The organism is Microcystis sp. M_QC_C_20170808_M3Col (assembly GCF_007095505.1).
In the GTDB taxonomy this organism is placed as follows: Bacteria; Cyanobacteriota; Cyanobacteriia; order Cyanobacteriales; family Microcystaceae; genus Microcystis.
In genome coordinates, this window is record NZ_SFBY01000202.1 from 1 (window position 1) to 6,707 (window position 6,707).

The window sequence follows — 6,707 nt, forward strand, 5'->3', positions numbered from 1 at the left end:
TGGGGGTTGGGGGTTGGGGGTTGGGGTGTGGGGTGTGGGGTTTTACCCATTTTCAGGTGGTCAATTACCTAATTTTCAGGGAAAAAGTCCCGGAATTTTCCCCCCAATCACTCCAAGGGGCGGCACTTTTTGAGGGAAAAAAAGTCTAAAAACCTTGTTGGATAAGGTTTTTAGATTTATTCAGCAAACCCTAGATAGGGGAAATGCGGCCGGGAAAATCCAGGGATGTTTACGGGTAAAATAAACCCGTTATTCCTCCTCCTCATCGGTTGTAGGGAATTTCATGCTGGCCCAAGTTAACTGTTTTTGCGGGTCTTTTTCCGGTTCACTAAAACTCTCTTTTAGTTGTTCTTTCACCTGAGCAATATTGCCACTTTGAGCGGCATTCTTTAGATCATAGACATAACGGGCATTTTCGATCGCTTCCTCTTTACTACGAGAACTAGATTCAAAGCATTTTTCTAGATCTTTGTAAATACCCTTGCGAGAGATTTTGAGAAAATATTGACGTTCCGTATCGATCAGTTTAGCCAATAATTCTAGGTGCATGGAATCCTCGGCACAGATATCCGCGAGTATATCCCATTCTTCACTCCCCAAAAGATTATTATCCGCTCCCGGTCGCGGGTCTTGAAAAGTTTCTCCAGTCACTTGTTTATAAATCTTCGGTAATTGGTCATCAAATTCGTGCTTTTCTTCCCTCCAAATCCGGCGAATTTCGCTGAGTTCCTCCGTGGTAATTAGGGTAATATCTTTCATCTCCTCTGGAGCATTAGTACGCACGCTCTCCTGAGCCTCTAATACCCGTCTTAGCCAATATTCTCGCCATTGTTTAGTATAAGGGCCCGGTATGGGTTCGATCGATATTTCTCCATTTAAGTTTCTTTCAAATAATTGTACTTTCCCAACAAGACGACGAAAATCACGTCTCTCTCTATCATCCAAAAGATCTAATTCATTTCTGAGTTCTACCAGTGGTTGCAACCATTCTTTTTCTTCGTCATTCTGAACCATCATACTCAGCGATGTATCTTTATCTACCAAAGTACACACCCAACAACCAAAACGGGAACTTCCACAGCTAGGGGTTGAGGTGTCCACCACTAAGGGACATTCATTATCCGCAGTCGCTCCTCGATACATTGCTAATAATTCTTTGTTATCTCCTCCCCAGGGATTTTCCCACTGCATTAAGTACATCCATACTTCATCAGTACGCCAATCTTCGATCGGACTATAAACAAGAGAATTTGGCATATTTGCATTAGGACTCAAACGCTCACGAAGTCTTTTAGCTTCTAATTTTTCCATCACCTTAGCACGACGAGAGCTTTCTGTTTTGCGGATTCCCAAAACTAATATTGTTTCCCCACAATTTCTGATGACTTCACGAATAAAGTTATTAGAAGCGTTAATTTTCAGTCTTCCAGTACACCAACGAAATTTCAAACGGGGAGCAGGATAACCCTTACCTATTAATCCACTCCAAAAGCGATCTTCCACAGCAGGATAGAGTAAATGTGATGTAAATGGCATTCTGTGAGCTTCTGAAGCTTTTTCCAGCTTTTCCATCGACTTTCTAACCCATGCAGAGACAATGGGATTTTCAACCATTGTGTCGGTGGTGATGACATGAATAGTTTTTTGTCGCTTCTCTAATGGTAAAGCAGCGATCGCATTCCAGATTAACTGTAAAACTGCTGAACTATCTTTTCCCCAAGAAACACCAATAATCCAAGGAATCTCATCTAAACAGTAGAGCTTTTGTACTTCTTGAGTCAGTAGTTTAACATCTTCTACGAACTCATCAATAGTACGATTCGGTAGTAGAGAGGTTTGGATTGCGGTCATTACACATATACTTTTAAAGTTCTCCTCTCTATACTGTATGTCTAATTAGTAAAACCTATCAATAGGCACAGGAAAAGAGAGATAAAGCAAAACTGCTCGATCTCTGTTTGTGATTTCAGAAGGGATGTAAGACCGAATTGCTGTAAATCTACTCGAAACTAGATTAAAACTATCCCAGTTTTCTCTTGTACAGCATCTCTGGCGATTTTAAACGCTTTATCGACTGCTGTTGTCTGTGTAACTATCTTTTTAGCACCAGCATCATCAATCACGATACTATTTAGCCATAAAGCTGAGTCACGGGTATAATCCAAACCTGCAAGTGCTTTAATTAGAGCTTCTCGCTGTAAATCAGCGAATTCTTGGCCAAAAAAGATTAAATGTCCAATGCGACTAAGTACCTGAAACCCAACCGTATTAAAATCCACGCGCTGTTGTCTGAGATCGTATAAGTTGAGATTGACCGTTTGAGATGCAGGTTGTAGCAAAAGTCGCCAAGTATCGTTATTTTTGGCAAATTCCGTGTAAAAAATCGTCAATCTCTCTAACATTAGCAAAAATTCACTCTTACTTTGACGAGAATGAGATTCTATAACTGGTTTTCGAGATGAACCAAAGAGAAATTCAGCGACACCGATTCTTAACTGACTCATAGTAAACATATATTTGGTGTCTTTTCCGATAGTACGAGAGATTTTATCAATCCGTCCATTGAAAATGACTAAATCTTTAGTAATTGTCCGAGTCAACTTAGCAAGAGGATCGGTAACGTCGAAAGCAGCCAATAAAGCAGGAGGAATGGGTTTATTTTTGGCACAATCGGCAAAATCTTGATGAATTTGATCCATATCTGCTTCTTGAACTACCAGCACAGTTACGCTGTCGTTACGCAAGTCAGGTTTTTCAGGTAAAACTTTTTCGATCGCTTTTAACCGATGTTGACCATCAGTAACATAAAGTTCTACATCTATTGGCATAACAGCATAACCGAATTTGACTGGACCTGCACCATAGGTAAAAACTTTGATCGGTGTATTCGAGTTAAAGATGAATGGGGGCAAAATATACTGATCTGTTTCTAGCAAATACTTTGCAATCTCGTTAACGTGCTGGGGAATAAGTGGTCTGTTCATGACTTCATCCGCATTAGACTTATTCTTTTTAGCTTCAGCACTCTGTAATTTTGCCAATTCAATCAGCAGACTACAAGGTAGAGAAAAAACTAGATGAGTTCTTCCCCCCTGTTCGTAAACATGACAAATAAAAACTCTCGCTCCCGATGTGGCCGAATCAGCGAAAGCTAAAGTCTGCGCTTCATCTTGTCTTTGACAGTGTACGAGGTCAGCACTGGAACGGTAGCCGTCGTCATTGACAGCCGATGTGATCTGAGTCATAATTAACCTTGAAAAAATGTCCAAAAACAATTAAGTACATACAAACGTCCGAGAAGTCCTACTGCAATAGGTACTTATCGGAATTTTTGTTTATGTACTGAATCTAGTTTAAAGAAAGCTTTTAGGCTTGTCAATAGCCCATATAAAATTAATATCCCGTTTTTACAGTCAAGATATGGACTGATTTTTGTTTTTGCAGTCGAAAAGTGGATTAATAAGTAAAATTCAGTAGGGTATAGGTACGATACCCAAAACAGCGATCGCATACTATAGAACTTGTGTACTATGATGAACCCTTAATGCAACTTTAAAAACCCACTTCCCACTCCCCCCTAGACCTTTTAAACAGGATTTAGCATCACTTTCCCGGGTTGAGGGTTGAAATCCCGTTAGGGATTAAAGAGTAACTCCACCGTCCACGGGTAAAACCACACCTGTCATATAGGGGTTGATAATCAAACTCAATACTGCTAGGGCGACTTCTTCGGGTTGCCCTAAATGTTCGACAGGTAGAGCAGAAACCGCCCATTTGCTCAGGTCGGAGCGTTCCGAATCACTTTGACTGCTCCAGATACTTGTATCTTCTATTAATCCGGGGGCAACAACGTTAACGCGAACAGGAGCGAGTTCTAGGGCGAGGGCGCGTCCAAATACGGCTACGGCACTATTAGCGGCGGCTATGACGGAAATTCCGCCCATTTTGGAATATTTGAAGATAGTGACGCTTGATGTCAGGGTAATAGAACCGTCCTTGGCCAAAGTTTTCAGGGAGCCACGCACTGCTAAAAAGGTGGCCCAGAATTTATCCATACCTCCCTGGGCCGTTTCTGTGGTCATTTCAGTTAATAAGGCTCGCGGCATATTTCTGTCTCCCAGAGAGGTTACTACTAAATGGTCAAAGTTGCCAATTTCTGCAAAAAAGGCATTAACAGAATCTTCTTCTAAAAAATTAACAGTTTTGGCTTCAATCTCCCCGGAAATTAGGGCAACAGCCGCAGCTAATTTCTCTTGAGAAGCATGGGAAAGCACCACTTTTGCCCCCAGGGAGAGCAATTTTTCGGCAATCGCTAGGTCAATCCCGGAGCTTGCACCAATAATAACGACTTTTTTACCCGATAAGGAATCAAACATTTTTTTGTCTCCAAAAATTTCAGAAAAACTTACAGCTATTACAGCATATTGACTGGCTTTTGGGCAGCAACTAACCAATAAGTTATGGACGAGGAACTTAGCAAATTATCCAGAGGCTTAATGTTTAAATTATAGGTTTCTTCGTCTAATTTTCCTGATTGCAATTCCTCTGTTAACCAAGATTTAAGATAGCGAAAATGTCTGAACCAGCACTCCTCCGTCACCTCGACAAATTGAACATCTTTAAACCCTGCCTGTTGATAAAGATTTTGATACTCTGCAATATCTTTGACCCTGTTTGCTTGGGGAACTGTCCAATCCCCTAAAAGTTCTGTTGTGGCAAAACTCAGATCTGAGAGAATTAAGGTTCCCCCCGGCTTTAATACTCGCCAAGCTTCTTGCAAGAATTGCTGTCTAGTATTAAAATAAAAAGCCGCTTCTACACAAATAATTTGCTCAAAAGAATCATCGGCAAAATCCATCTCTACTGCGTCCATTAACAGAAATTTACCTTCGGGAAAATTCAAGAGACTTCTGGCAATTTGTGTGGGAGAAATGTTAATGCCTACAATTGCTGTCAATGGATAATATTTGAGAAGATAATGAGTAGTTGCTCCTAAACCACAGCCAACGTCAAGAATTGTTCCCTGTTTGTTGGGAATAAATTCTAAAAGTTTCTCCATCAGAGTGGAGGATGCTTCCTGTTGATCTTGGGTATGGGAGAGCCAATAACCGACATTAAAAAACTCTCTTTCACCATAAAACTCTCGAATCGAAGGACTACAAATTAAATCATCGAATCTAGCAATCCATTCATTTTTATCCATTTTTAAACTCACTTAACTCTTTCGGCAAAAAACTACATTAGTTTAACACGATTTGGCTTAGTAGAGCGGGAAGTGGGAAGTGAGAAGTGGGTTATAGCAATGCTTGCCAAACTCCTGTTAAGGCACTAGATATTGACCGCGTGGCTGAGGCGATAGAAAAAAAGGAGCCACAGCTTTTTGCTTAGATACCGATAAATTTCCCTTAGAGGTTCAACTAACAGCCCAATTTAATGGTAAAAAAAGTTTTTATCAATTAACCTATAACCATCAATCTATATTATCATATCTGGTGAGGGACAGAAGTTATCGCTTTTGAATTAGGAATGGGGAGCGGGGGACAGGGAAGAAAATCGTCGCACCTCATGACTCTGAATACCGCTATAAGTGTCACCCATGAAAGTGCGGGTAAGGTGAGTATTTGACTTGAGTAAGACGGCAATATATGTTACTATCACAGGGTAATCGCAGCTATCTTGAAAAAGCTGCCACTCAAAACTAGGAATGACCATGAATTATCCTAATAGCGAACAAAGTAAAGCAATCCCCTTCTTTGCTCGTTTTTTATCGGCGGACCAAGACGAGGCTCCGACCCCCGATTCCCCCCCCGATTCTGAACCCGCTCCCGTTTGGACTTGGAAATGGCCTTCTGACTGGGAAGATAGTTAATTAATTTCAAGATTGCTTTCAGTAATTCAGACAGAAATAAACCACCGCCATAAGTCAAGCAGGAGTAAGATTTATGGCGGTTTTTTGTTGTATTTAGGGTTTGCTAAACAAGTCAATTGGCTGGTGGAGACAGCCGGGTAGAGGAGGGAGAAAGTGCTTAGTTAAGTTAAAACTACTCTTCAGCAATTTCGACTTCTTTGGGAGCAACGGGTTCTTCGGCAGTAATTTCGACTTCAATAGCCTTTTTCAGGTTAAGTTTTAGAACTTGAGAAATTGGTAAACCTTCCACCTCATTGATGAGATATTCTTGAGTTTCTGTTTCACGACGTTTGAGATAGACCGTTTTAAGCAGTGCCTCAATGCCATAACCCGTAACAATGTCACCAATAATGGTAGAGATGCCTAAGACCCCAAGTCCACCAATTAGTCCCAGCGGACCGCCTAACCCTAAAAGTGCGTAAATTGCAGGATAGGCAGTAGTGCTGGATGCGGCAATAGCAATAATGAAAATAATGCCGGGGAGTCCCAGAGAAGCAAGTTTTTGAACAACTTCATCTAGAGAAATTCCCCAGGAGACAAGTTTTTTGTTGATTTCTGTGGGATTAATTCCGAGAAAATCCTTGGGAATGGCCGTTTCAGTAGTTTCCGTCATTGATGAGACTCCTAAAATCACTAAGTTGGATTGGTTGGTCGGGATTTCAGTCATATAAAATCCATGGTAAGGCAAAAGAATACAAATCGGCTGTCTAGCAATCAGATGCCTTGCAGCATTCTACATTAGTCTTACCGTTCACACAACTTGTAGAAAATCGTCAGTTCTTAGATTAAATCCTGTTTA

The 6,707-nt window shown here is 40.9% G+C and carries 7 protein-coding genes and 1 pseudogene; 2 read left to right on the plus strand and 6 right to left on the minus strand.

Translation table 11 applies throughout. The features are described 5' to 3' along the window. Positions 1-249: 249 nt before the first annotated feature. The 4 genes from dndC to EWV84_RS09000 all read right to left on the minus strand — a co-directional run bounded on the left by dndC (position 250) and on the right by EWV84_RS09000 (position 5,203). Positions 250-1,851 (minus strand): DNA phosphorothioation system sulfurtransferase DndC, encoded by a 1,602-nt coding sequence (dndC, locus tag EWV84_RS08985; protein ID WP_287077728.1) that lies wholly within the window; start codon positions 1,849-1,851, stop codon positions 250-252. A gap of 158 nt (positions 1,852-2,009) precedes the next feature. Then, positions 2,010-3,245 (minus strand): DNA sulfur modification protein DndB, encoded by a 1,236-nt coding sequence (locus EWV84_RS08990; RefSeq protein ID WP_287077729.1) that lies wholly within the window; start codon positions 3,243-3,245, stop codon positions 2,010-2,012. Between the two features lie 396 nt (positions 3,246-3,641). Further along, positions 3,642-4,376 carry an SDR family oxidoreductase gene (locus EWV84_RS08995; protein WP_287077730.1) on the minus strand — a complete coding sequence of 245 codons (735 nt, stop codon included), beginning with the start codon at positions 4,374-4,376 and terminating at the stop codon, positions 3,642-3,644. A 38-nt stretch (positions 4,377-4,414) separates the two neighbouring features. Beyond that, positions 4,415-5,203 (minus strand): class I SAM-dependent methyltransferase, encoded by a 789-nt coding sequence (locus EWV84_RS09000; RefSeq protein ID WP_287077731.1) that lies wholly within the window; start codon positions 5,201-5,203, stop codon positions 4,415-4,417. 86 nt (positions 5,204-5,289) lie between these two features. Here EWV84_RS09000 and EWV84_RS22860 point away from each other — a divergent pair. Then, positions 5,290-5,498 (plus strand): annotated as a pseudogene (locus EWV84_RS22860) (MvdC/MvdD family ATP grasp protein); the annotation flags it as partial. Between the two features lie 22 nt (positions 5,499-5,520). On the opposite strand, the gene EWV84_RS09005 reads toward EWV84_RS22860, so the two are convergent. Next, the gene (locus tag EWV84_RS09005; protein ID WP_287077732.1) at positions 5,521-5,712 is read right to left on the minus strand and encodes a hypothetical protein; all 192 of its coding nucleotides are present in this window, start codon (positions 5,710-5,712) and stop codon (positions 5,521-5,523) included. On the opposite strand from EWV84_RS09005, the gene EWV84_RS09010 reads away from it, so the two are divergent. After that, entirely contained in the window at positions 5,711-5,869 is a 159-nt protein-coding gene (locus EWV84_RS09010; protein ID WP_002750786.1) for a microviridin/marinostatin family tricyclic proteinase inhibitor, read from the plus strand. The genes EWV84_RS09005 and EWV84_RS09010 overlap by 2 nt on opposite strands. 172 nt (positions 5,870-6,041) lie before the next feature. On the opposite strand, the gene EWV84_RS09015 is transcribed toward EWV84_RS09010, so the two are convergent. Then, on the minus strand, positions 6,042-6,521 hold the full coding sequence (locus EWV84_RS09015) for a hypothetical protein (protein WP_287077733.1): 480 nt from the start codon (positions 6,519-6,521) through the stop codon (positions 6,042-6,044). Positions 6,522-6,707 lie beyond the last annotated feature (186 nt).

Bases quoted from the DNA above. Each gene is read 5' to 3' on its own strand.
- dndC (WP_287077728.1), bottom strand. From the start codon at position 1,851: ATGACCGCAATCCAAACCTCTCTACTACCGAATCGTACTATTGATGAG.
- EWV84_RS08990 (WP_287077729.1), bottom strand. From the start codon at position 3,245: ATGACTCAGATCACATCGGCTGTCAATGACGACGGCTACCGTTCCAGT.
- EWV84_RS08995 (WP_287077730.1), bottom strand. From the start codon at position 4,376: ATGTTTGATTCCTTATCGGGTAAAAAAGTCGTTATTATTGGTGCAAGC.
- EWV84_RS09000 (WP_287077731.1), bottom strand. From the start codon at position 5,203: ATGGATAAAAATGAATGGATTGCTAGATTCGATGATTTAATTTGTAGT.
- EWV84_RS09010 (WP_002750786.1), top strand. From the start codon at position 5,711: ATGAATTATCCTAATAGCGAACAAAGTAAAGCAATCCCCTTCTTTGCT.
- EWV84_RS09005 (WP_287077732.1), bottom strand. From the start codon at position 5,712: ATGGTCATTCCTAGTTTTGAGTGGCAGCTTTTTCAAGATAGCTGCGAT.
- EWV84_RS09015 (WP_287077733.1), bottom strand. From the start codon at position 6,521: ATGACGGAAACTACTGAAACGGCCATTCCCAAGGATTTTCTCGGAATT.